Annotated in this window: 19 protein-coding genes and 2 pseudogenes; 6 read left to right on the plus strand and 15 right to left on the minus strand. The window is 71.9% G+C overall.

Going from position 1 to position 22,797, the window contains the following annotated elements:
• Position 1 precedes the first annotated feature (1 nt).
• The 3 genes from ABZT18_RS14185 to tmk all read right to left on the minus strand — a co-directional run bounded on the left by ABZT18_RS14185 (position 2) and on the right by tmk (position 3,861).
• Positions 2-331, minus strand: a complete 330-nt coding sequence (locus tag ABZT18_RS14185) for a YbaB/EbfC family nucleoid-associated protein (protein WP_355251485.1) — start codon at positions 329-331, stop codon at positions 2-4.
• A gap of 144 nt (positions 332-475) precedes the next feature.
• Positions 476-1,762, minus strand: a complete 1,287-nt coding sequence (locus ABZT18_RS14190; RefSeq protein ID WP_355251488.1) for a DNA polymerase III subunit delta' — start codon at positions 1,760-1,762, stop codon at positions 476-478.
• Positions 1,762-3,861, minus strand: coding sequence for a dTMP kinase (gene tmk / locus ABZT18_RS14195; RefSeq protein ID WP_354993104.1), 2,100 nt, complete (start codon positions 3,859-3,861; stop codon positions 1,762-1,764). Before tmk ends, ABZT18_RS14190 begins: the two co-directional genes overlap by 1 nt.
• 308 nt (positions 3,862-4,169) lie before the next feature.
• Between tmk and ABZT18_RS14200 the strand changes: the two genes are divergently transcribed.
• Entirely contained in the window at positions 4,170-5,378 is a 1,209-nt protein-coding gene (locus tag ABZT18_RS14200; RefSeq protein ID WP_354992650.1) for an amino acid deaminase/aldolase, read from the plus strand.
• Between the two features lie 20 nt (positions 5,379-5,398).
• Here the strand turns inward: ABZT18_RS14200 and ABZT18_RS14205 are convergent, their stop codons facing one another.
• Complete coding sequence (locus tag ABZT18_RS14205) at positions 5,399-6,004, minus strand: TetR family transcriptional regulator (RefSeq protein WP_354993105.1); 606 nt, start codon at positions 6,002-6,004, stop codon at positions 5,399-5,401.
• Positions 6,005-6,230: 226 nt separating this feature from the next.
• Here ABZT18_RS14205 and ABZT18_RS14210 point away from each other — a divergent pair, with 226 nt between their 5' ends.
• Entirely contained in the window at positions 6,231-7,547 is a 1,317-nt protein-coding gene (locus ABZT18_RS14210) for a D-arabinono-1,4-lactone oxidase (protein WP_355251491.1), read from the plus strand.
• A 154-nt stretch (positions 7,548-7,701) separates the two neighbouring features.
• Here the strand turns inward: ABZT18_RS14210 and topA are convergent, their stop codons facing one another.
• Positions 7,702-10,542, minus strand: coding sequence for a type I DNA topoisomerase (topA, locus tag ABZT18_RS14215; RefSeq protein WP_354992652.1), 2,841 nt, complete (start codon positions 10,540-10,542; stop codon positions 7,702-7,704).
• A 439-nt stretch (positions 10,543-10,981) separates the two neighbouring features.
• Positions 10,982-11,554: pseudogene (locus ABZT18_RS14220) on the minus strand (hypothetical protein); the annotation flags it as partial.
• Between the two features lie 152 nt (positions 11,555-11,706).
• Here ABZT18_RS14220 and ABZT18_RS14225 point away from each other — a divergent pair.
• The gene (locus ABZT18_RS14225) at positions 11,707-11,787 is read left to right on the plus strand and encodes a hypothetical protein (RefSeq protein WP_355251518.1); all 81 of its coding nucleotides are present in this window, start codon (positions 11,707-11,709) and stop codon (positions 11,785-11,787) included.
• A 66-nt stretch (positions 11,788-11,853) separates the two neighbouring features.
• Here the strand turns inward: ABZT18_RS14225 and ABZT18_RS14230 are convergent, their stop codons facing one another.
• The 4 genes from ABZT18_RS14230 to ABZT18_RS14245 all read right to left on the minus strand — a co-directional run bounded on the left by ABZT18_RS14230 (position 11,854) and on the right by ABZT18_RS14245 (position 15,966).
• Positions 11,854-12,396, minus strand: coding sequence for a hypothetical protein (locus ABZT18_RS14230; RefSeq protein WP_354992654.1), 543 nt, complete (start codon positions 12,394-12,396; stop codon positions 11,854-11,856).
• A gap of 102 nt (positions 12,397-12,498) precedes the next feature.
• A complete protein-coding gene (locus ABZT18_RS14235) occupies positions 12,499-14,859 on the minus strand; it encodes a sodium-translocating pyrophosphatase (RefSeq protein ID WP_354992655.1) in 2,361 nt (786 codons plus the stop codon).
• A 316-nt stretch (positions 14,860-15,175) separates the two neighbouring features.
• Positions 15,176-15,610, minus strand: a complete 435-nt coding sequence (locus ABZT18_RS14240; RefSeq protein WP_354993106.1) for an ATP-binding protein — start codon at positions 15,608-15,610, stop codon at positions 15,176-15,178.
• Positions 15,610-15,966, minus strand: a complete 357-nt coding sequence (locus ABZT18_RS14245) for an anti-sigma factor antagonist (protein WP_354992656.1) — start codon at positions 15,964-15,966, stop codon at positions 15,610-15,612. Before ABZT18_RS14245 ends, ABZT18_RS14240 begins: the two co-directional genes overlap by 1 nt.
• 140 nt (positions 15,967-16,106) lie before the next feature.
• Here ABZT18_RS14245 and ABZT18_RS14250 point away from each other — a divergent pair, with 140 nt between their 5' ends.
• The 3 genes from ABZT18_RS14250 to ABZT18_RS14260 all read left to right on the plus strand — a co-directional run bounded on the left by ABZT18_RS14250 (position 16,107) and on the right by ABZT18_RS14260 (position 19,571).
• Entirely contained in the window at positions 16,107-18,536 is a 2,430-nt protein-coding gene (locus ABZT18_RS14250; protein ID WP_355251494.1) for a DEAD/DEAH box helicase, read from the plus strand.
• Positions 18,537-18,634: 98 nt separating this feature from the next.
• A complete protein-coding gene (locus ABZT18_RS14255; protein WP_354992658.1) occupies positions 18,635-18,838 on the plus strand; it encodes a hypothetical protein in 204 nt (67 codons plus the stop codon).
• A 154-nt stretch (positions 18,839-18,992) separates the two neighbouring features.
• Entirely contained in the window at positions 18,993-19,571 is a 579-nt protein-coding gene (locus ABZT18_RS14260; protein ID WP_354992659.1) for a hypothetical protein, read from the plus strand.
• Between the two features lie 257 nt (positions 19,572-19,828).
• Here ABZT18_RS14260 and ABZT18_RS14265 read toward each other — a convergent pair whose 3' ends face one another.
• The 5 genes and pseudogenes from ABZT18_RS14265 to ABZT18_RS14285 form a co-directional block, all read right to left on the minus strand.
• Positions 19,829-20,191, minus strand: coding sequence for an Rv3654c family TadE-like protein (locus tag ABZT18_RS14265; RefSeq protein WP_355251521.1), 363 nt, complete (start codon positions 20,189-20,191; stop codon positions 19,829-19,831).
• A gap of 128 nt (positions 20,192-20,319) precedes the next feature.
• Positions 20,320-20,700, minus strand: a complete 381-nt coding sequence (locus ABZT18_RS14270; RefSeq protein ID WP_355251497.1) for a TadE family type IV pilus minor pilin — start codon at positions 20,698-20,700, stop codon at positions 20,320-20,322.
• 62 nt (positions 20,701-20,762) lie between these two features.
• Positions 20,763-20,930, minus strand: coding sequence for a DUF4244 domain-containing protein (locus tag ABZT18_RS14275; protein WP_234584142.1), 168 nt, complete (start codon positions 20,928-20,930; stop codon positions 20,763-20,765).
• Between the two features lie 22 nt (positions 20,931-20,952).
• Positions 20,953-21,696, minus strand: coding sequence for a type II secretion system F family protein (locus ABZT18_RS14280; RefSeq protein WP_354992661.1), 744 nt, complete (start codon positions 21,694-21,696; stop codon positions 20,953-20,955).
• Positions 21,696-22,298, minus strand: a pseudogene (locus ABZT18_RS14285) (hypothetical protein); the annotation flags it as partial. The pseudogene ABZT18_RS14285 and the gene ABZT18_RS14280, both read right to left, overlap by 1 nt.
• Positions 22,299-22,797: the final 499 nt, after the last annotated feature.

The raw sequence follows: 22,797 nt of genomic DNA on the forward strand, positions 1-22,797 counted from the left end.
CTCAGGTCCCCGCGAGCGGTCGGTAGGCGGTGAACGTCTCGTTGTGCAGCTTCTCCCGAGCCCACTCGGCGGCGTCGGCCGCCGCGGTGACCGCTGCCTGCACGGAGCCGGCCACGTCCCGTGGGCTGCGGGTGTGCAGCGGCCCGAGGAACCGGACGTCGGTGATCCGCCCACCGGCGGTGACCACCACCTCGACCAGACCGTCCGGCGACCGGACGGTCACCTCGACGGTCGACACCGCCTGGTCGAACTCGGCCTGGAGCGACTCGATCCGGCGGTAGCGCCGCACCGCCTCCTCGATCCAGGCTTCGTCGATCTCCCCCCGCGGCATCGGCCGACTCCTCCCGGGTGATCCCTCACTCAGCGTGCTGCCACCGTCACCACGGCACACCGGACCGTACCGCACAGCAATTGCGCGTGTCGATGCCTGTGGATGACCGGTCCGGCGAGCGGGACCACGGCCGAGGAGTGCGGGTCAGCCCTTCCAGAGGGCGAGCATCATCGCCTCGACCGCGATTCGCGGCTTGACGTTCGCCTCGATCGCCGCGCGGCAGGCGAGCACGGACTCCAGCCGGCGCAGCGACCCCTCGGCGTCCCACTTCTGCGCTCCAGCGCCGGCCAGTGCGGCGGTGTCGGTGTGCACCGGGGCGACGGGCGCGCGCAGTGCCATGGTCAGCGCGTCCCGGTAGAAGCCCGCCAGGTCGACCAGCGCTCGGTCCAGCGCGTCCCGCTGGGCCCGGGTGGCCCGGGACTTCTGCCGCTTCTCCAGCTCCTTGAGTTGCCCGGCAGCACCTCGTATCGCGCCGGACGCGCAACGGCCGGTGCCGCCCGCGCCGAGCGCGGTCTCCAGTGCCGCCCGCTCGGACGTGTCGGCGTCGGTGACCGCCGCCTCGGCCTCCGCCTCGGCGGCCTCGATCAACGCGGATGCCGCGTCGAAGGCCGCGCCGACACCGGTCAGTCGGCGTGGCACCGCGAGCACCGCCTCGCGCCGCTTGCGGGCCTCCGGGTCGCGGGCAAGTCGGCGGGCCCGACCCACGTGCCCCTGCGCGGCCGCCGCGGCCCACTGCGCCACGTCGGGCGCGATGCCGTCCCGCCGAGCCAGCACCTCGGCCACCGCGGCGGCCGGCGGCTGCCGCAGGGGTACGACCCGACAGCGCGACCGGATGGTCACCGAGATGTCGTCCGGGTGGGTGGACGGGGCGCAGAGCAGGAAGACGGTACGCGGCGGAGGTTCCTCGATCGCCTTGAGCAGCGCGTTGCCGGCGGCCTCGGTGAGCCGGTCGGCGTCCTCGATGACCACCACCTGCCAGCGCCCGCCGGACGGGGTGCTGGCCGCGCGCAGCACCAGCGAACGCATCTCGCCGACGCCGACGGAGAGCCCTTCCGGCACCACCAGTCGGACGTCGGCGTGGGTGCCGCCCATCGTGGTGCGGCAGCCGGGGCACTCACCACAGCCGGTGCCGTGCACGCACTGCAGGGCGGCGGCGAACGCCCGCGCGGCGACCGAGCGGCCGGAGCCGGGCGGCCCGGTGAAGATCCAGGCGTGCGTCATCCCGACGGATGGATCCATCCCGCCGGGCGCAGCATCGCCGGCCGCAAGCGCGGACAGGTCCGCCGCGTCGCTGGCCGGGCCGGCGGCGATCAGCGCGGGTGCCCGGTCGGTCGCGCCCGCGCGCAGCACGGCAGCCGCAGCGGCGGCGGCCCGGCGCAGTTCGGCCACCGCCTCGTCCTGACCGACCAGGTCGGCGAAGACGTCCGGCATCAGGTCTTGTGCTCCATCGTCACCAGCTCCGCGTCGGATAACTCGGGCTGCACCGACGTGTCCGGGCCCTGGGCCGGCCGGGGGTGCACGATGCCGCCCGGGCTGCCGAGCATCTCCGCGACACGCCGGACGACCCGCCCGGTGATCTCCTCGGTCGGGCGGGAGGCGTCGAGGACCAGGTAACGCTTCGGGTCGGAGGCGGCGAGGTCGAGGAAGGCGTACCGGACGCGCTCGTGGAAGGCGATCGACTCGGCCTCCAGCCGGTCGGGGCCGGCGGTACGGGAGGCCACCCGGGACAGGCCGGTGTGCGGCTCGACGTCCAGCAACACCACCAGGTCGGGCTTGAGCCCGCCGGTGGCCCAGGAGGAGAGCCAGGAGACCTCGTCGACGGGCAGCGTCCGGCCGGCGCCCTGGTACGCCAGGGACGAGTCGACGTACCGGTCGCTGATCACCACGCCGCCTCGGACCAGCGCGGGCCGGACGACGGCGGCCACGTGGTGCGCCCGATCGGCGGCGTAGAGCAGCGCCTCGGCCCGGGGGGAAGGCGCCTCGTCGCCGGAGGTGTCCAGCACCAGCGACCGGATCCGCTGACCAACCGCGGTCGCCCCCGGCTCGCGGGTGACCACGACGTCGCGCCCCTGGCCGCGCAGCCGCTCGGCGAGCGCGGCGAGCTGGGTGGACTTGCCGGCACCCTCGCCGCCTTCGAACACCACGAACAGCCCGGCGGAGACGAACGGCTCGGAGGGCATCAGCGGGCGGCCCCGGATCGAGCCCCAGAGGTCGGCCAGGACCGGGACGCCCTTCTTGTCGTCCATCTGGCCGAAGGCGCTGATCCCGGCGAAGATGCCGGCGGCACCTGCGGCGAGCAGCAGCAGCCGGGTCGACGAGATGGAGATGCCCAGGTCGGCGATCTCCAGCTTGCGTGAGCCACCGACACCGGCGAGCAGGCTGCTCAGCGCGATGGCCAGGATCAGCACCAGCCGGGTGCCGATCTGCACCACGGCGAAGACCCGGCCGCGCACCTCGTCCTTGATCTCGCCGCCGAGCAGGGTGGTGCCGGCCAGGAAGGCCATGCCGGCGCCGGCGCCCACCAGCACCGCGCCGACGATCGCCATGGACAGGTGGATGGCGAAGGCGAGGGTCATCACGGCCGCGCTGGCCAGCACGATGCTCATGCCGAACCAGCGGCGCCGGGACATCTCCTTGACGATCATCGGGCCGAGCCCGATGCCGAGCGCCAGGCCGACGAAGATGGCACCGAAGAGCAGCGAGAAGGCCGCGTCACCGGCACCAAGGGAGCTGGCGAAGAACTTCGCGGTGCCGATCACGATGCCGCCGCCGGCGAACGCGCCCAGGATGCCGAGGACCAGCCCGCGCACCAGCGGGGTCTGCCCGATGAACTGCCAGCCCTCCTTGAACTGGCTCAGCATGCTCTGCTCGTGGCGGTCGCCATCGGCGGTCTGCCCCTGGCTGATCTCCTTGATTCCGAATGCGACCACCAGGGCGGTGGCCAGCCGGGACAGGGAGTTGAACCAGAGCGCCAGCTGGGCTGGCTCGGCCCAGTCCGGGAAGTTGCCACCGGTCACGCCCCGAACGCTGCGGTCCAGGCCGGCGCTGACGGCCGCGGCGAGCACCGGGGTCAGGCCGTACGTGGTGATCAGCGTGAGCTGGTTGGCCGCCTCCAGCCGGGCGCGCGGGATCAGGTTGGGGACCGCGGCCTCCTTGGCCGGGATCCAGATCAGGGTGATCGACTCGATCAGGAAGGTGGCGATGGTCGCCCACAGGACCACGATCGCGCCACTGGCACCGGCCAGCGCCACCATCGGGATCGAGGCGAAGAGCACGAACCGCAGCAGGTCGCAGATGACCATCGTCCAGCGGCGGTCGAACCGGTCGGCGAGCACGCCGGCGACCGGCCCGAGCACCAGCGCCGGAAGCAGCCGGATGGCGATGACGCCACCGAAGACCGCGCCCTGGGCGGTGCTGCCCTGGACCTGGGAGGCGGCGAAGACCGAGGTGGCCAGCAGGCCGAGCCAGTCACCGAAGGAGGCCGCGCCGAGCACGAGCCAGAGCCGCCGGAACGGCCGGATGCGCAGCACCGAGCGGATGGCGGCGTAGCCGGACGGATCCACCTGGCCACCGCTGGACGGGTTGGCGGCTTTGCCCGACTGGTCGCTTGATCGCGACACGCCGTGCGACTCGCCGCTGTTCTGGCTTTCGATGGCCGTACCTCCACGTGCCGGCCCATCGCTGGGCACCTCCGGTGGAACACTCTAGACCCGGTGGGGGGCCGCCCCACCGGCGACATTCTCCTGCTCGCTGAGCCTAGGCCGCTGGAGGCACCGGCCGCAGCCCGGACGTACGCGAGGGTATTTCGCATTTACCGTCGGACAGTTAGCGTGCACACGTGGCCATCGAAAGCGACAAACTTCGCGAGCGTCTGGAACGGGCGACCGCCCACCTCGACCCGCCGTACGCGGTGGTCGACCTCACCGCCTTCGACGCCAACTCGGCAGCCCTGGCCGACCGCGCCGCCGGCAAACCGGTCCGGTTGGCCAGTAAGTCGGTCCGCGCCCGGGAGCTGATCAGTCGAGCCCTCGCCCGACCTGGCTGGCAGGGTGTGATGGCGTTCACCCTGCCCGAGGCTATCTGGCTGGTCCGGGCCGGCGTGACCGAAGACGTGCTGGTCGCGTACCCGAGCGTGGATCGTGCGGCGCTCGCCGAGCTGGCCGCCGACCCGGCGCTGGCCGCCGCGATCACCCTGATGATCGACGGCACCGGGCAGCTCGACGTGATCGACGACGTACGGGCCCCCGGACAGCGCGCCGAGCTGCGGCTCTGCCTGGATCTGGACGCCTCCTGGCGGCCGTTGCGCGGGCGGGTGCACGTCGGCGTGCGCCGCTCACCGGTGCACAGCGCACGGGCTGCCGGGGCGCTCGCCGCCACCGTCGCCGGTCGGGCTGGCTTCCGGCTGGTCGGGCTCATGTCGTACGAGGCGCAGATCGCCGGCCTGGGCGACGCGCCTCCGGGGCAGACGCTGCTGGCGGGCGCGATCAGGCTGGCCCAGCGCGGGTCGTACCGCGAGTTGCTGGCCCGTCGGGGCGCGGCGGTGGCCGCGGTACGCGAGCACGCCGACCTGGAGTTCGTCAACGGCGGCGGCACCGGCAGCGTGGCCGCCACCAGCGCCGATCCCGCGGTCACCGAGGTCACCGCGGGATCGGGCCTGTACGGGCCCACGCTGTTCGACGCGTACCGTGCCTGGCGCCCCACCCCTGCGGCTTTCTTCGCCTGCGCGGTGGTCCGCCGGCCGACGCCGGAGCTGGCGACCGTGCTCGGCGGCGGCTGGATCGCCTCCGGCCCGGCCGCCGACAGCCGACTGCCCCGGCCGTGGCTGCCGGCTGGGTTGAAACTGGTTGGCACCGAGGGTGCCGGCGAGGTGCAGACCCCGCTGTCCGGCGCGGCGGCGGCGACCCTGCGCGTCGGCGACCGGGTGTGGTTCCGGCACGCCAAGGCGGGTGAGCTGTGTGAACGGGTCAACGAGCTGCACCTGATCGAGGGGGACGCGGTCGTGGCGACCGTCCCCACCTACCGGGGTGAGGGGCAGGCCTTCCTCTGAGGCTGTCGCCCCGCGCCGGCTCAGACGGGCTGGGCCGCCTCGGCCTGCTGCCCGACGGCGGACCGGCCGCTGTCCGGGCCGTCGACCTGACGGTGCAGGTACTCCCGGATCAGTGCCTTCGCCTCGAGCAGCACCCGCTCGTCGCCGTCGGACTTCCGCCGGAACGCGAGCTTGATCAGCGCGTCCGCCGCCTCGACCGCGATCTCCAGGACAAAACGGAGCTTCGGGACGTCGGTGAGGCCGAACCGCTCGGTGAGCACCCGGGCCAACTGGTCGGCGATGACGCCGTTGTTGTCCCGCTGCTCATCCAGCAGGTGCAGGTCGACCACGTCGCCGAAGTGCAGGGTGCGGAAGCCCGGGACGGTGCGGTGCATCGTGATGTACTCGTCGATCCCCGCGTCGACGCCGTCCCACCAGTGGGTCATCTCGTCGGAGGCGAACCGCTCGTCGAGGCGCTGGAGGTAGGACTCCATCGTGCGCAGGGTCAACGCCTGCACGATCGCCCGCTTGTCCGGGAAGAACTGGTAGACCGAACCGATCGCTACTTCGGCACGCTCGGCGAGCAGGGTCGTGGTCAACCCCTCGTACCCCACCTCGTCGACGAGTTCGGCGCAGGCATCCAACATGCGCTGTACCCGCGCGACACTTCGACCCTGCACCGGTACGCGGCGCAGCGGCCCGGTCGTGGCGGCTGGTGTGGACACTCGGTGCCACCCCCCTTCGACGGATGAACATATCTCCACGTCACGAGTCCGTGACTACCGGTACAACGAGCGGATCGCAATTGCGGTATTTACCAGCTAGAACGTTCCTGATATGAAGTCAGTTCATATTCATGATTGAGGAGCGCGCATGGTCGGCACCGCACCGCTCACCGCCCCGTGGTCCAACTGGGCTGGCAACCAGCGTGGCAGCGCCACGGCGATCCTGCGCCCCGGCTCGCCGACCGACGTCGCAGAAGCCGTCCGAGAGGCCGCAGCAGCCGGCGGTCGGATCCGCGTGACCGGCAGCGGCCACTCGTTCACCGCCGTCGCGCTCGCCGACGACCGCCGGATGGAACTGTCCGAGCTGGAGAGCACGGTCAGCGTCGACGTCGCACAACGACTGGTCACCGTACCGGCCGGAATGACCCTGCACGCGCTCAACGGCCTGCTCGCCCGGAACGGCCTCGCACTGCCCAACCTTGGTGATATCGACGCGCAGACCGTCGCCGGGGCGATCTCCACGGGCACCCACGGCACCGGCGCGGGGTGGGGGTGCCTGTCCACGTTCGTCGAGGCGATCACCCTGGTCACCGGAACCGGCGAGGTGCTGCGCTGCTCCGCCGACGAGCATCCCGACGTCTTCGCCGCCGCCCGGGTGTCACTCGGCGCTCTCGGCGTACTCGTCGAGGTGACCCTGCGCTGCGTCGACGCCTTCGTGCTGCACGCCCACGAACGCCCGGCCGAGCTGGCCGACGTGCTCAGCGACCTACCCACGCTGATCGGTGGGCAAGACCACGTCGAGTTCTACTGGTTCCCCTACACCGCGCGGGTCCAGGTCAAGACCAACAACCGGGTACCCGCCAACGACCGGCCGTTGCCCCGCTGGCGCGGCTGGTTGGACGACGACTTCCTGTCCAACACCGTCTTCGCCGGCGCCTGTCGACTCGGCCGGGCCGTACCCGCGCTCGCCCCGGGGATCAGCTCGGTCTCCGCCCGCGCCCTCAGCGAACGCCAGTACACCGGCCGCTCCGACCGGGTGTTCTGCACCCCGCGCCGGGTCCGCTTCGTGGAGATGGAGTACGGCCTGCCCCGCGAGGCGCTGCCCGAGGCGCTCGCCGCGCTCCAGCGGATCGTCGACGGGCTGCCGTTCAAGGTGCTCTTCCCGGTGGAGGTGCGATTCACGGCCGCCGACGACATCTGGCTGTCGCACGGCTACGGCCGGGACAACGCGTACATCGCCGTGCACCAGTACGTCGGCATGCCGTACGAGCCGTACTTCCGGGCCTTCGAGAAGGTGGCCGCCGGGCTGGGCGGCCGGCCGCACTGGGGCAAGCTGCACTACCGCGACGCCGCGTCGCTGGCCGGCGTGTACCCCCGCTTCGCGGACTTCCAGGCCATCCGCGACCGGCTGGACCCCAACCGCGTCTTCACCAACCCTCATGTGACCCACGTCCTCGGCGCCTGACGGCTAGAGCGCGAGGTGGGGGGCTTGACCCGCCCGGCGAGGGATGGGCGCGCCTGCGGGGGCTTGATCGACTCCATCTCGCCGATGTGGCGGTGTCCCTGGGAACGGATGCCCCCAAATCGGCGAAACGGAGTGGATCAAAACCGCCTCAGGGTTACTCCGTGCTGGTGGCGGCCTTGCGAGGAGCGGCCTTCTTGGCCGGTGCCTTCTTGGCCGCGGTGGTGGCCTTGGCCGTCGTGGTCTTCTTCGCCGCGGTGGACTTGCTGGCGGCGGCCGTCTTCTTGGTGGCCGTGGCCTTCTTCGCGGGAGCCTTCTTCGCCGCCGCCTTCTTACGCGGCGCCGGACCCTTCGCCCGCTTCTCGGCCAGCATCTCGGATGCTTCCGCGATGCTCAGCTCCTCCGGGGTCTGCCCGCGCCGCAGCGACGCGTTGAACTCCCCGTCGGTGACGTACGGACCGAATCGACCGTCCTTGATGACCAGCGGCTTCTCGGTCGCCGGGTCGACGCCCATCTCGCGCAGCGGCGGTGCCGCGGCCCGCCGTCCACGGGCCTTCGGGGCGGCCAGCAGGGCCAGCGCCTCGTCCAGGCTGACCGTGAACATCTGGTCTTCGGACTCCAGCGAACGGAACTCCTCGCCCTGCTTGACGTACGGACCGTAGCGGCCGTTGTTGGCGAAGACCTCGACGCCGTCGGGTGCGACACCGATCAGCCGGGGGAGGCTGAGCAGCTTGAGTGCCTCCTCCAGGGTCAGCGAGTCCGGTGTCTGCGTCCGCAGCAGCGAGGACTTCCGCTCGCCGCTGGACACGTACGGGCCGAACCGGCCGGCCTTGAGCACGATCGGCTCACCGGTGGCGGGGTCGTCGCCGAGCTTGCGCTCGCCGCTGCCGCCGAGGAACAGCTCGTGCACCTTCTCCGGGGTCAGCTCGTCCGGGGCCAGGCCCTCCGGGATCGGCGCCCGGTCGCCCTGGGTACCGGTCTCCTCGCCCTCGCCCCCGGTGGCCGGGGTCGGCTGCTCGCCGCCGGGCAGCTCCCGCTGCAGGTACGGCCCGTACCGGCCGACCCGTACGACGACCTCGCGGCCGTCGTCGTCGGTGAAGAGCGGGATGGAGTTGACGCTGCGGGCGTCGATGTCGCTGAGGTTCTCGGTGACCAGCTTCTTGAGCCCGCCGGAACGGGCGATGCCCTGGTCGCCGGCACCGTTGGAGCTGCCGAAGTAGAACGCGGTGAGGAAGTCGACCGCGGCGTGGTCACCGCCGGCGATCTCGTCCAGCTCGTTCTCCATGGTGGCGGTGAAGTCGTAGTCGATGAGGCGGGGGTAGTGCTGCTCCATCAGCCCGATCACGGCGAACGCCAGGAAGGTCGGGATCATCGCTTGGCCGCGCTTGGTGACGTACCCCCGGTCCTGAATCGTCTGCATGATCGACGCGTAGGTGGACGGGCGGCCGATGCCCAACTCTTCCAGGGCCTTGACCAGCGACGCTTCGGTGTAGCGCGACGGCGGCTGGGTGTGGTGGCCCTGCGCAGCCAGTTGGTCGGCGGTCAGCGGCTGGTCCTTGACCAGGGTGGGCAGCCGGCGCTCGGCGTCCTCGGCCTCGGCGTTCTCGTCGTCGCTGGACTCGACGTACGCGCGCAGGAAGCCCGGGTCCGTGATGGTCTTGCCGGTCGCGCCGAAGTCGGCTTCCTCCTGGGCGGCGGAGACGGCGCGGATGCGCACCGAGACGCTGGAGCCGACCGCGTCGGTCATCTGCGAGGCGATGGTCCGGCGCCAGATCAGCTCGTAGAGCTTGAACTCCTCGCCGGACAGCTCCTTGGCCACCTCGCCCGGGGTGCGGAAATTGTCCCCCGCCGGGCGGATCGCCTCGTGTGCCTCCTGCGCGTTCTTCACCTTGCCGGTGTAGCGGCGCGGCTCCGGCGGCACGCTGCGCTCGCCGTACAGCTCGACGATCTGCCGGCGGGCCGCCGAGATGGCGGTCTCCGACAGGTTCACCGAGTCGGTACGCATATAGGTGATGTAGCCGTTCTCGTACAGGCGCTGCGCGGTGCGCATCGTCTGCTGCGACGACAGGCGCAGCTTGCGGGCCGCCTCCTGCTGGAGCGTGGAGGTGATGAACGGCGCGTACGGGCGGCGACGGTAGGGCTTCTCCTCGACCCGGGTGACCGTGAACGGCCGCCCGTCGAGCCGGGCCGCGAGCCCTCTGGCTCCGCTCTCGTCGAGGTGGACGACCCCAGCGCCGGCCCGAACGCGACCCGTGGTCGGCTCGAAGTCCTTACCGGTGGCGATCCGGTCGCCGTTCAGCGCGATGAGGGTGGCGTTGAACGCGCGCGGGCCCTCGCCGGCGTTGGTCACGGCGAGGGTGGCGAGGATGTCCCAGTACTCGGCGGTGCGGAAGGCCATCCGCTGCCGCTCCCGCTCGACCACGATGCGGGTCGCCACGGACTGCACCCGGCCAGCCGAGAGCCTCGGCATGACCTTCTTCCACAGCACCGGGGAGACCTCGTAGCCGTAGAGCCGGTCGAGGATCCGCCGGGCCTCCTGGGCGTCGACCAGGTCGCGGTCGATTTCCCGGGGGTTGGCCACGGCCGCCTGGATCGCCGGCTTGGTGATCTCGTGGAAGACCATCCGCTTGACCGGGACCTTGGGCTTGAGCGTCTCGACCAGGTGCCAGGCGATCGCCTCGCCCTCGCGGTCCTCATCCGTCGCCAGGAAGATCTCGTCGACCTCCTTGGCCAGCTTCACCAGCTTGCTGATCTGCTGCCTGCGATCGGCGGAGACGACGTAGAGCGCGTGGAAGCCGTTGTCCACGTCCACCCCGAGGCGCGCCCAGGGCTCCTTCTTGTACTTGGCCGGCACGTCGGCGGCGTTGCGCGGCAGGTCGCGGACGTGACCGAAGCTGGCCTCCACGACGTACCCCGGGCCGAGGTAGCCCGAGATCGTCTTGGCCTTCGCCGGTGACTCGACGATGACCAGACGGGTGGTTCCAGCGTTGCTCGGCACGTCTCTCCCCGACCTCACTCTGCTCGTGGCCTGCCGGCGCCCGGACAGCGACCGCTTTTCGACCCCGCCGTCGCACGGCGGTCCGGATGTCCAACGTAACGCGCCGCCCACGTTTCGGGTTTCGCGGGCCGCAAACCGCTACGGCGCGGCGGTCAACGTCCGCCCCGCCGCGCTCGGCACTGCCGGACGGCGCCACCGTACACCGTGGGTAGGGCTCAAAGCGGGTCACTGTGACGATGGCGGACCCACGACCGAGGCCCGACCCGCCCAGTTTCCGCCTGGACGGGCACGCCAGCTGTCCGGCACCGGACACCCGTCCGCCCCATCCCGGGCCGCCGTCCAACCGCGTCGATCATGGACTTATGGTGGGCGTTTTCACCCCGGATGAGCAATACGTCCCCCACCACAACTCCATGATCGACGCGGTGAGGGGTGGGGGTCAGGTTGGCCAGGCGTTGGTTGGCGTTGCGCGCGGCGGTGCGCCGACCAACTCGGCGAGCCGGGAGAGTCGGCGGCGGCCGGTGATCCGGTACGCCGGGCCGCCCTCGCCTGGGCCGAGCAGCGTGCCAGCGAGCCCCGCCGCGGCGAGCGCCACTCCGATCGGCTCCCAACACTCCTGGTCGTCCGCGCCGAGCCCCAGCAGGAAGCCGCCGGGTAGCTCCGGCGCCCCGGCGGCGGCGAGCCACAACCGCAGCCGCCGACCGGTCAGGTGAAAGGTGGCCGGCGGGCGTTTCGCCGGGCCGTGCAGCCAGGCCGCCGCGAGCGGCTTCAAAACCCGGGTGTACGACGTACGGACGGCGTGTCGCTCATCCTCGGTCGGCTCCCAGCTCGCCGCCAGCCCCCGCGACGCCAGTTCGGCGACGAGCACGTGCACCCGCCACGCGGCGTCCACCTGCACCGAGAGACGCGCGGTGCCGCCCATCCGCACCACCTCACCCGGCCCGGCGAGCAGCCCGGCCAGGTCGGCGACCGTCGGTTCTGCCGCTTCCGCCCCGAAGAAGACAAGTTGCCGGCCCGCGTCGTCGGTCTGGGGTGGGCCGGGCTGAGCCGGGCCGCCGCGTCGCCGCGTGCCGGGCGTCGCTGCGCCGGGTGCCGCTGCGCCGGACGTCGCGGTGTCGGACGTCGCGGTGCCGGATGTCGCGGTGCCGGATGTCGCGGTGCCGGATGTCGCGGTGCCGGATGTCGCGGTGCCGGATGTCGCGGTGCCGGATGTCGCGGTACCGGATGTCGTTGTGCCGGGTTTAGGCTCGCTGGGCTCGGGGGCTGGGAACAGCGCCGGTGGTTGCGCCGCTCCGGTGTCGCCACGCCCGCTCAGCGACACTCCGGCACCTCGTCGAAGGCCTGTTTCAGCTCCTCGGAGTTGAGCTTGCTGGTGTCCAGCGCGCTGGCGTCGTACTCCTTGTTGAGGGTCTCCACGGCGGCCCGCACCCCGTCGTAGAAGACGGTCGGCTCACCGGTGCCCAAACCGTCGATGGTGTCCCGGGCGCGGCCGTAGGCGTCGCGCATCTTCCCCAGTGAGCTGCGGAAACCGGCGGAGATGGTTTCGCCGTTGTCGGTCTCCGGGACGCCGGCCTGCTCGACCTTGCGGCGCGCGGTCTCGCTGGCCTGCTCCGCCCCACCGAAGAGCCGCACCAGGTTCTCCTTGGCCTGCGCCGGCGTGGTCTGCGCGGTCATCTGCTCGTCCGTGCTGCTGGTCAACTTGCTGATCTCGGAGCGCCACGGGGTGAGCGCGCCGCAGACCGAGGCCGCCCAGGCCCGTGGGCTGGGGCCCCCGCCGCAACCGGCGAGTACGACGACGATCGTGGCCAGGACCACCGTGAGCTTTCCGGCGGCAGACGCCCGGCACGTACGCATGCGTTGCAGCGTACGACCTTTGGCCAGGTGTGGCACCGGTCCGGACGGCCGGGTCCCCGGTCGACGCGGTACGTCGACCGGGGACCCGGTGCCGCAAGCGGGTCAGGCGTTGACCGTCTCCGGCCGGTGGTCGGTGCTGCCCGCACCGGTGTTGCCATCGGCGTCGGAGTCCGCCATCGCGATGCCCTTGCGCTTGCTGAACACGATGGACGCCACGATGATCAGCGTCGCGACCACCGCGATGCTGACCCGCAGGCCGACGTTGCGCTCGTCGCCGACGCTCCAGGCCACCACGGCGGGCGCGATCAGCAGCGAGACCAGGTTCATCACCTTGATCAGCGGGTTGATCGCCGGGCCGGCGGTGTCCTTGAACGGGTCACCGACGGTGTCGCCGATGACCGTGGCGGCGTGCGACTCGGAGCCCTTGCCGCCGTACGCGCCGTCCTCGACCAGCTTCTTGGCGTTGTCCCAGGCGCCACCGGAGTTGGACAGGAAGACCGCCATCAGGGTGCCGGCCCCGATCGCCCCGGCCAGGTACGCGGCGAGTGCGCCGGGCCCGAGACCGAAGCCGACCGCGATCGGCGCCAGGATGGCGAGCAGGCCGGGGGTCATCAGCTCGCGCTGCGCGTCCCGGGTGCAGATGTCGACGACCTTGCCGTACTCCGGGCGCTGGGTGCCGTCCATGATGCCGGGCAGCTCACGGAACTGCCGGCGGACCTCCATGACCACGGCACCGGCCGAGCGGGACACCGCGTTGATGGCCAGCCCGGAGAAGAGGAAGACCACCGCCGCACCGATGATCAGGCCGACCAGGTTGCGCGGGTTCGCCACGTTCAGCGAGTTGAGGATCTCCGTCCCGACGTCGCCCACGCCAGCCGTCGCGTACGCGCTGCGGAGCGAGTCGGTGTACGAGCCGAACAGCGCGGTCGCGGCGAGCACCGCCGTGGCGATCGCGATGCCCTTGGTGATCGCCTTGGTGGTGTTGCCCACCGCGTCCAGCTCGGTGAGCGTGCGAGCGCCGTGCTCGTCGATGTCACCGGACATCTCGGCGATGCCCTGGGCGTTGTCGGAAATCGGCCCGAAGGTGTCCATCGCGACGATCACGCCGACTGTGGTGAGCAGGCCGGTGCCGGCCAGTGCCACCGCGAACAGCGACAGCGTGATGGAGCTGCCGCCGAGAAGGAACGCGCCGAAGACGCCGGCGCCGATCAGCAGCGCCGAGTAGACCGCCGACTCCAGGCCGATGCTGATGCCGGCCAGGATCACGGTGGCCGCACCGGTCTGTGAGCTCTTGCCGATGTCCTGCACCGGGCGTCGGTTGGTCTCGGTGAAGTAGCCGGTCAGCGCCTGGATCGCGGCGGCCAGCACAATGCCGATCACCACGGCGCCGATGGCCACCAGCCGCGGGTTGCCGGCCGCGTCGGTGAGCCCGCCGTCGAACTCGCCGAAGGTCGCCGGGAGGTACGCGTACGCGGCGATCGCCACCAGCACCGCGGAGAGCACCGCGGAGAGGTAGAACGCCCGGTTGATCGCGGTCAGGGCGTTGCGGTCGGACGCGCGCAGCCGGGTGATGAAGACGCCGACGATCGCGACCAGCACGCCGATGGTGGAGATGATCAGGGGGAAGACCAGGCCGTCCTCGCCGAACGCGGCCCGACCGAGGATCAGCGCGGCGACCAGCGTCACCGCGTACGACTCGAAGAGGTCGGCGGCCATGCCGGCGCAGTCACCGACGTTGTCGCCCACGTTGTCGGCGATGGTGGCGGCGTTGCGCGGGTCGTCCTCGGGGATGCCCTGCTCGACCTTGCCGACCAGGTCGGCGCCGACGTCGGCGGCCTTGGTGAAGATGCCACCGCCGACCCGCATGAACATCGCGAGCAGCGCGGCGCCGAAGCCGAAGCCCTCCAGCACGGTCGGCGCGTCACCCCGGTAGAGCAGGACGACCATCGCGGCACCGAAGAGGCCGAGGCCGACGGTGAAGAAGCCGACGACGCCGCCGGTCCGGAACGCAATCTTCATGGCCGCCTCGCGGCCACCCTGTCGCTCCCGGGCGGCGGCGGCCACGCGCAGGTTGGCGCGGGTGGCCAGCCACATGCCGGCGCCGCCGATGAACGCGCTGAACAGCGCGCCCACCACGAAGAAGAGCGAGCGGCCGATCTTCACGGCGATCTCGCTGCCATCGGTGTCGTGCACCGGCAGCAGGAAGAGCAGCACCACGGCGATGACGACGAAGATCGCCAGGGTGCGGAACTGGCGGAGCAGGTAGGCCGAGGCGCCCTCCTGGACCGCCGCCGAGATCTCCTGCATCTTGTCGGTGCCCTTGCCGGCGGCCAGCACCGTCTTTGTGAGGGCGGCGGCGAAAACGAGCGCCACCAGCGCGATTACCGCGGCGATGACGACGTAGGTGAGATTGCTTCCGGTAAGGGAAAGCCCGCCGCCGTCGGCGGCCAAGGTCTCGGACATCTGTGTCCTCCTGTTACCGAACACTCGCGCCGGTGAGTGGAGACGCACCGACCGACGCCTGGATGCGGACTCGCAAGCGCGCGCCAACCCACCCCAGCGGATCAGCGATGAACACCCATACCCGCTGGCTGCGGGATGGATCACTTGCTGACAACCCGGGTACTGTAGCCCTCCGCAGTGTCGGAGGTCACACCCAGGTGTCACCGTGTCGCGATGATCTTCGTCGCTGTGTTATGAAACGAAATCTGATATAGGGACCCATCCATGAAACAAGGCCGCATCCCCGATGGGGATGCGGCCTACGAACCGGATTGGGTCAGTGGCCGACCGGCCACACCATTCGCACCTCAGTGCCGATGCCCTCGTCGACCGGGCGCACCTGCAGATCCTCGACGAAGCCGGCGAGCAGCGCGAAGCCGACGCCGGTGGTCAGCGCCTCGTCGGTGAGCGACTCGTTGGCCAGCTCGTCCGGCGGCAGCGCGGTCAGACCGATGCCAGCCTCGATCGGCGCCCGGTCCACCACCCGCACCGAGTACGAGCCGCCGTCGGACATCTCCACCAACACCGGGTCGGCCAGGCCGTACTGGCGGTGCAGGGCCACCGCACGGGTGCACGCTTCGCCGATGGCCAGGCGCACCTCGTCCAGCAGGTCCTCCCGGACGCCGGCGCGCCGGGCGACGGCGACGCCGACCAGCCGGGCGGTGCGCACGTGCACCGGGGCGGGCGAGAACGAGAGCTTGACGGTCGCCATCACGCGCCGGCGCCCGCCGGGTCGGCGCTGATCGCCGCGTCGACCGTCGGGTGCAACGGGAACACCTGGTCCAGTGCCGTGATCCGGAAGATCTTGAGCAGTGGCTCCTTGTCGCAGACCAGGGCGAACGAACCGCCGACCGAGCGGAGGCGCTTGAGCGCGCCGACCAGCACGCCCAGCCCGGTGGAGTCGAGGAAGTCCACCCGACCGAGGTCGACCACCACGTGACGGGCGCCACCGTCGATCAGCTCGAGGAGTCGTTCGCGGAGCCGGGGCGCGGTGTAGACGTCCACCTCACCGCCAACTTCGAGCACGGTGTGCTCGCCCACGGTGCGGGTCGCCAGCGACAGCTCCATCGGTCCTCCTCGCCAGAGCCGTAAACTCTCGTGGGCATCTAACCATTACCGCCGGTGCGGCCTGCGAACGCCAGCGGCGGCTTCCCCTTACCCCCCGGCCCGACTTTTCATCTCCGAACACCAGTGCGAGAGTGCAGGGCGTGACCTCCAACGACTTCAGCTCGGCGCGTCTTGCGCCGCGCCACGACCTGGAGTCGTCGTCCGCCGCCACCGTATCCGCTGGTCCCGGCCCCGGGCCATCGCCGGCCGACCTGCTGCGCCGGCTGCGCGCCCGGGGCGCCGTCGACCCGGTCACCCACGTCGAACGGGTGCCCGCACGCGTCGGGGTGCCCGCGCCGTGGCCGTCGTGGGCGTCGGCGGAGCTGCGCGCGGCGTTCACCCAACGCGGCGTGGTCGCGCCCTGGCAGCACCAGGCCGAGGCGGCCAACCTGGCGTACGAGGGCGAGCACGTGGTGGTCGCCACCGGCACCGCGTCCGGCAAGTCACTGGCGTACCAGCTCCCGGCGCTGGCCACCCTGCTCTCCGACCCCCGGGCCACCGTGCTCTACCTGGCACCGACCAAGGCGCTCGCCGCCGACCAGTTGCGGGCCGTCGCCGCGCTGGAACTGGAAGGGGTACGCCCCGCCTGCTACGACGGGGACACTCCGCGCGCCGAGCGGGAGTGGATCCGCCGGCACTCCCGGTTCGTGCTGACCAACCCGGACATGCTGCACCACGGCATCCTGCCCGGGCACGCCCAGTGGTCCGGTTTCCTGCGCCGACTCGCGTACGTGGTGATCGACGAGTGCCACACCTACCGGGGGGTGTTCGGCTCGCACGTGGCGCACGTACTGCGTCGGCTGCGCCGGCAGTGCGCCCGGTTCGGGGCCACCCCGGTGTTCGTGCTCGCCTCGGCGACCTCCGGTGACCCGGCGACCGCCGCCGGACGGCTGACCGGCCTGCCGGTGACGGCGGTCACCGAGGACGCCTCACCGCGCGGCGGGGTGACCTTCGCACTCTGGGAGCCGCCGCTGCTGCCACCCGAGTCCTCGGCCTCCTCGTCGGTACCCGCGCAGACGACGGGCGGGCACGACGGCGCGACGGACCTCATCCAGGTCCGCCGGTCCGCGCTACGCGAGACCGCGGACCTGCTCGCCGACACGGTCGCCGAGGGAGTACGCACGCTCGCGTTCGTCCGCTCCCGCAAGGGCGCCGAGGTCGTGGCGGCCAGTGCGCGCCGCTCGCTGGACGACGCGGTGCCGGGGCTCGGCGACCGGGTGGCCGCCTACCGGGGCGGCTACCTACGCGAGGAGCGGCGCGAGCTGGAACGGGCGCTGCTGCATGGTGACCTGCTCGGCCTGGCCTCCACCAATGCGCTGGAGCTGGGCGTGGACCTGGTCGGGCTGGACGCGGTACTGATCTGCGGCTACCCGGGCACCCGGGCGTCGCTGTGGCAGCAGGCGGGCCGCGCCGGGCGCTCCGGGCAGGAGGCACTCGCCGTGCTGGTGGCTCGGGACGACCCACTGGACACCTACCTGGTGCACCACCCGGAGGCGATCTTCGGTGCGCCGGTGGAGGCGACGGTGCTCGACCCGGCCAACCCGTACGTGCTGGCACCGCAACTCGCCTGCGCCGCGGTCGAGGCGCCGCTCACCCCGGCTGACCTGGCACTCTTCGGTGACGGGGCGAAGGAGGCGGTCGACGAGCTGGTGGCGTCCGGAGCGCTGCGGCAGCGGCCCACCGGCTGGTACTGGCGGCACCGGGAGCGACCCGAGGTGGACCTGCGCGGCGAGGGCGGCGCACCGATCTGTGTGGTGGAGTCGTCGACCGGCCGGCTTCTTGGCACGGTTGACGGCGGCTCCTCGCACTTCCTGCTCCACCCCGGCGCGGTCTATCTGCACCAGGGCGTCTCGTACGTGGTCGACGACCTCGACCTCGTTGACGGTTGCGCGCTGGTGCACACCGAGGAGCCGGACTGGTCCACCCACGCCCGCGACGTCACCGACCTGTCCGTGGTGTCGGTGCGCTCCTACGTGGACGCCGGGCCGGTCGGCATGTTCCTCGGCGAGGTGGACGTGACCAGTCAGGTGGTGTCGTACCAGCGGCGGAGGATCGCCACCGGCGAGGTGATCGACACCCGGCCACTCGACCTGCCTACCCGGGAGCTGCGCACGGTGGCGGTCTGGTTCACCCTGTCGCCGCAGTCGTTGGCTCGCGCCGGGGTCCAGTCGGCCGATGTGCCGGGCGCGTTGCACGCCGCCGAACACGCCGCGATCGGCCTGCTGCCGCTGATGGCCACCTGCGACCGGTGGGACATCGGCGGGCTCTCGACCGCGGTACACCCGGACACCGAGGCGCCGACCGTCTTCGTCTACGACGGGCACCCGGGTGGCGCCGGGTTCGCCGAGCGGGCGTACGGGACGGCGTCGTCGTGGCTGCGGGCCACCCGGGACGCGATCGCGGAGTGCGGCTGCGAGACCGGCTGCCCGTCCTGCGTGCAGTCACCGAAGTGCGGCAACGGCAACAGCCCGCTCTCCAAGCCGGACGCGATCCGGGTGCTCGACGTGGTGTTGGCGAACCTGCCCGCCTGAGTCGTCTTGCATGAATCCATGTGCTGCTGGGCACAATGGTGGGAGCGCTTCCATCGATGCCTATGTTGCTGTTCGCCCCCCGCGCCTGAGGAGGAGCCGTGGCCGACACCATCGCCGAAACCGTCGACCTGCTCTACACGATCGACCAGGAACACCTCACCCTCGACCAGCAGATCGCGCTTGGGTCCGCGCTGGCCGCCCTGGCCCAGGCGGAACGGCTGGAGCAGATCAACGAACGGCTACGCGACATCCACCAGGTCCTCAACGGCTGGGCACTCCGCGCCACAGTCGAAGGCCGCTGACCTCTGGGGGGCGCCGGTGATCACCTGATGCTGAGCAGCCGTCAGACAGTCCGAGGGCTACTCAGCATCAAGTGATCGTGGCGAGTGGGAGCGAGCCCGCAACACATGTCCGGCTGTGCGAGACTCCGGCGGACCAACCCCCTGAGGAGTTCACATGCAGCTAGACAATCTGCAGAGCCAGCACCAGTTCCACATCCGTCAGCGACTGCGCATGATGGTCAACCAGTACGAGGTCCGGGCGGTCGCGCCGGACGGCACCGAGGGTGAGCTGCTGGCGTTCGCACAGCAGAAGCGGCTCGCCTTCAAGGAGCAGGTGACGATCTACACGGATGACTCCAAGCAGCAGCCCCTGCTCGGTTTCAAGGCCCGCCAGCGCATCGACCTCGGTGCCACGTACGACGTCACCGACGCGGCCGGTAACCCGATCGGCCTGTTCCGCAAGGACTTCGCCCAGTCCCTGCTCCGGTCGACCTGGCACGTCGAGCAGGGCGGCCTGCCGCAGGTGACGGGCCAGGAGCGCAGCATGCCGGTGGCACTGCTGCGCCGGTTCGTCGACTCGCTGTCCTGGCTGCCGTACCACTTCGACTTCACCGCCGGCGGTCAGCCGATCTTCACGGTGGTGAAGAAGTGGGGCCTGCGCGACAAGTACGTCGTCGAGGTGCAGAACCCGCAGATCGACCGCCGCCTGGTCATCGCGATGGCCGTCGCCCTCGACGCGCTCCAGTCCCGCTGACAAAACCCGGCCCACCCGGCCACCCACTCCTCGGCCGCTGGCCGGGACACGGCCCTCGGCCTGGTCCCGGCCGGCAGGCCGTCGGTGGCTCGGCCTGGTCCCGGCCGGCAGGCCCTCGGTGGCTCGGCTTCTGGCTGGGCGCCCCGGATGGTCGGGTGCCCCTCTGGAGCTGATGTCGTAAACGCATCGCGCCCAAACGTCGCAACCGACTCACTGCCGAAGCGCTCGTCGACCCGCACCGGCGCGCGACATCTCGTTCAGCCCCGCACCGGGCCGGCGCGTGCGGTCGACGAGGCAACCCGGGTCAGTCCGGGAAGTGGTGTGAACACCACTTCGACGGTCACCAGCACGTCCAGTCCGTCGAGGCGACAGCCGGCCAGCCGCCCACCGTTGCGGCCGGCGATGTCGGCAGCGGACGCGCAGGCCATCGCGCCGCCGTCGAGCGCCCGGGCGGCCCCGGCCAACGCGCCGAGATCCGCTGCCACCGCCGCCCGCTGACCTGCCATCCCGGCCGCGGCGATGGCGGCTCCGAACGTCCCGAACAGCACGAAGACGAGCCCTATCGCCAGCAGCAGGACAGTTGCACCACCTCGCTCCGTGTCGGGCCGACCATCATCGATTGGCTCGGCCTTCGGTCCGTGGCCGTGGCCGTGGCCGTGGCCGTGGCCGTGGCCGTGGCCGTGGCCGTGGCCGTGGCCGTGGCCGTGGCCGTGGCCGTGGCCGAGTAACCAACCACCAGTTCGACGCACTACCGGCTCCCCTCGCCTGCGCCCGGTTCCACGGCTGCGACGGCGGTGGCGACCACCGTGATCCGTGGTAGCCGGCCACCAAGCGTGCGGACGGGCGCGCGTACCGTCGCCTGCACCCGGCCGCCGTCGACGGACACCGAAACCTCCGCCCCCGGCGGTGCCGCCCGCCCGCCTTCCGCGCTGCCGTCCGTGCCGCGGGCGGCGGCAAGCGCCGCCTCCCGGGCCGCGTGCAGGCAGCCCGCCTGGGCGCTGACGGCGTTGACCGCGGTCAGGCCGGCCACCAGGAGCAGAAGAAGCGCCGGCAGGCCGGCCGCCAGTTCGGCGGTGAACGACCCTCGATCCCCGCCAGCGGCCCGTTCGACAGCGCGGAATCGCCGCATGCCGCCCGCCGGCCGCCCGGCGGTGCCCGGGCTCCGATCGCGGCCGGCCTGCCGGCGCTCGATCACTTCAGCGCCCGGTCGATGACGGCGGTCAGCGCCGACTGGACGTTGCCGGAGGTCAACACCTTCAACAGGATCCCGGCGAAGGCGACCGCGGCGAGCGTGCCGACGGCGTACTCGGCCGTGTTCATTCCGTCGTCGCCCCGCAGGCGGGCGATGAGTTTGCGCATGGCTGTTTCCCTTCTCGATGGGTCAGAGCACGTCGCCGAGAACGGCGACGATCACCGGCACCAGGCCGGCGAGAATGAACGCCGGCAGGAAGCAGAGCCCCAGCGGCAGGACGATGAGTACGCCCGCCCGGCGGGCCGACGCCTCTGCCGCGGTGGCCCGGTCGGCGCGCAGGTCGTCGGCGAGCCGGGTCAGTGCACCGGCCAGGGCGGCACCACTGTTGGCCGAGCGCATCGCCGCTGCGGTCAACCGCTCCGCGCCTGGCACCCCGTCCAGCGCGGACCATGCCTCTGCTGGACCACCGCCGAGCAACAGGATGCGGCCGGCCCGGGCCAGCCGGCCGGCAAGTGGCCCGTCCAGCGCCTCGGCGACTGCCAACACCGAGCGGTCCACCGGCGCTCCCGCTCGCATTGCCGCAGCCAGCAGGTCGGCGGCGAGCGGAAGGTCGACCGCCTCTCGAAGCCGCCGCTTGCGCACACCTGGCGACTCGATCCGCCGCAGCAGGAAATCCAGTAGGAACGCGGTCGGGACCGCGCCGAGCAGCCCGAGCCAGCCCTCGACGACCACGGCCACGGCGAGCCCACCCAGCGCCGCGGCGAGCCGGATCGCGTCCGGCCGCCGCCCACCGGCCGGGCCGCGTTGACTGGCCGGGCCGCGTTGACTTGCTGGCCCGCGCCGGTTCGCTGGCCTGCGCCGGCGTGGCCGCAGGGGCGCGACGAGCAGGGCCACGACCACCAGACCGACGGCCACGAGAACCGTGCGGGACATCAGCCGGCCCGCCCTGGTGTCGCGCCCAGCCGTTCAGCCCAGAGGAGGCCCACGACCTGCAGGGCGACCGCGAGAACCGCACAGACGCCGCCGACCGTGCTGTGCAGGAGCACCGCCACGGGGTCGACGCCTATCCCGTACCCGAGCCCGATCCCGCCGATCGGCAACGCCGCCAGCAACCAGGCTGTGGCCCGGGCGCCGGCAGCCTGTGCCGCTGCGGCGGCCAGACCCCGGTCGGTCGCCCGAGCGTCCGCCTCGATCCGCTCGACGAGTTCCGCCAGTGGTGCGCCGGTCCGGTCGGCCAGTCGCACCGCCGCGGAGGTCAGGTGGCGGAGACGGTCCGGCCCCTCCCGCTCACCGGCGGTGGCGACCTCTAGCGCATGCGGGACAGACAGGCCCGCCCGAAGGTCCGCCGCGAGACCGCAGAGCTGGTCCAACCCACGTCGTCGGGTTCGTTCGGCGCTCCGGTTCGCCCGCCAGCGCAGCACGGCGCGCACGGCCAACGTGCAGTAGCCGGCCACCACGACCGCAGCCACCGGGCCGCCGACCACTGCACCGACACCGCCTCCCAGCAGGCCGACCAGCGGCAGCACGCGCGTCGGCGACCGCGAGGCACGCACCGACGCAACGACACTCGGCCCATCAGCCGTCATGTCGGCGAGGTCGACAAGCCCGTGATCGTGGTGATCGACCTCCCCGCGCCCCTCGGCGGTTGGCGAGCCGACCGTGTCGCCCCGACGGTCCGCTTCCACGTCTCCATGCCCAACGGCCGTCACTGCGCCTGACGCGTCGCTCCAACGGTCGGCCTCCACGCTTCCGCCGTCGATCGCGACCGCGGACGTACCGCCACCGTGTCCGGGGTCCGGGGTCATGGCCTCCGGTCGGGCTGTGCCGGCCGGACGCCGAGGATCCCGACGGGTCGGCGGACGGGTTGGGCCTACCGGACCCGTTGGCCCCGCGGGCCCTCCCGTCGCCCCAGGCCAGCTCGGGCTCCCGCTGATGTCCCGGGCGGGCCAGCCGAGTGCCGTCCGTCTTCCGCTGGATCCCGCAGTGGGTTGCGGCTGGTACGGGAAGCCGGCCGGATGCGCCGAGGCTGGCGAG

The sequence above is a fragment of the Micromonospora sp. NPDC005291 genome, from assembly GCF_040607415.1.
Classification (GTDB): domain Bacteria; phylum Actinomycetota; class Actinomycetes; order Mycobacteriales; family Micromonosporaceae; genus Micromonospora.

Bases quoted from the DNA above. Each gene is read 5' to 3' on its own strand.
- ABZT18_RS14185 (WP_355251485.1), bottom strand. From the start codon at position 331: ATGCCGCGGGGGGAGATCGACGAAGCCTGGATCGAGGAGGCGGTGCGG.
- ABZT18_RS14190 (WP_355251488.1), bottom strand. From the start codon at position 1,762: ATGCCGGACGTCTTCGCCGACCTGGTCGGTCAGGACGAGGCGGTGGCC.
- ABZT18_RS14205 (WP_354993105.1), bottom strand. From the start codon at position 6,004: ATGTTGGATGCCTGCGCCGAACTCGTCGACGAGGTGGGGTACGAGGGG.
- ABZT18_RS14210 (WP_355251491.1), top strand. From the start codon at position 6,231: ATGGTCGGCACCGCACCGCTCACCGCCCCGTGGTCCAACTGGGCTGGC.
- ABZT18_RS14225 (WP_355251518.1), top strand. From the start codon at position 11,707: ATGTCGCGGTGCCGGATGTCGCGGTGCCGGATGTCGCGGTGCCGGATG.
- ABZT18_RS14230 (WP_354992654.1), bottom strand. From the start codon at position 12,396: ATGCGTACGTGCCGGGCGTCTGCCGCCGGAAAGCTCACGGTGGTCCTG.
- ABZT18_RS14235 (WP_354992655.1), bottom strand. From the start codon at position 14,859: ATGTCCGAGACCTTGGCCGCCGACGGCGGCGGGCTTTCCCTTACCGGA.
- ABZT18_RS14240 (WP_354993106.1), bottom strand. From the start codon at position 15,610: ATGGCGACCGTCAAGCTCTCGTTCTCGCCCGCCCCGGTGCACGTGCGC.
- ABZT18_RS14245 (WP_354992656.1), bottom strand. From the start codon at position 15,966: ATGGAGCTGTCGCTGGCGACCCGCACCGTGGGCGAGCACACCGTGCTC.
- ABZT18_RS14260 (WP_354992659.1), top strand. From the start codon at position 18,993: ATGCAGCTAGACAATCTGCAGAGCCAGCACCAGTTCCACATCCGTCAG.
- ABZT18_RS14270 (WP_355251497.1), bottom strand. From the start codon at position 20,700: ATGCGGCGATTCCGCGCTGTCGAACGGGCCGCTGGCGGGGATCGAGGG.
- ABZT18_RS14275 (WP_234584142.1), bottom strand. From the start codon at position 20,930: ATGCGCAAACTCATCGCCCGCCTGCGGGGCGACGACGGAATGAACACG.
- ABZT18_RS14280 (WP_354992661.1), bottom strand. From the start codon at position 21,696: ATGTCCCGCACGGTTCTCGTGGCCGTCGGTCTGGTGGTCGTGGCCCTG.